General features: G+C 36.2%; 1 rRNA gene. It reads left to right on the top strand.

Annotated elements, in window-relative coordinates:
- Positions 1-55 (top strand): 16S ribosomal RNA (locus FFM73_RS12665); the annotation flags it as partial.
- Positions 56-224: the final 169 nt, after the last annotated feature.

The following is a 224-nucleotide window of genomic DNA, read 5'->3' as shown; positions in this document are numbered from 1 at the left end:
GGTGAAGTCGTAACAAGGTAGCCGTAGGAGAACCTGCGGCTGGATCACCTCCTTTCTAAGGAATAATACGGAAGCCTGCACATGAGACAAAACTTTGTTCGGTTTTGAGAGGTCTACTCTCAAACTGGTTCTTTGAAAACTAGATAATATCAATTTTCTTTTATATTAATTAATAATTTCATTAATTAAGCCGAGAACACCGCGTATTTTTGAGTTTTTTATTA

Source organism: Secundilactobacillus hailunensis (assembly GCF_005405185.1).
GTDB lineage: Bacteria > Bacillota > Bacilli > Lactobacillales > Lactobacillaceae > Secundilactobacillus > Secundilactobacillus hailunensis.
The sequence above is the reverse complement of the archived record's forward strand: the minus strand, read 5'-3'. Positions and strand labels throughout refer to the sequence as shown.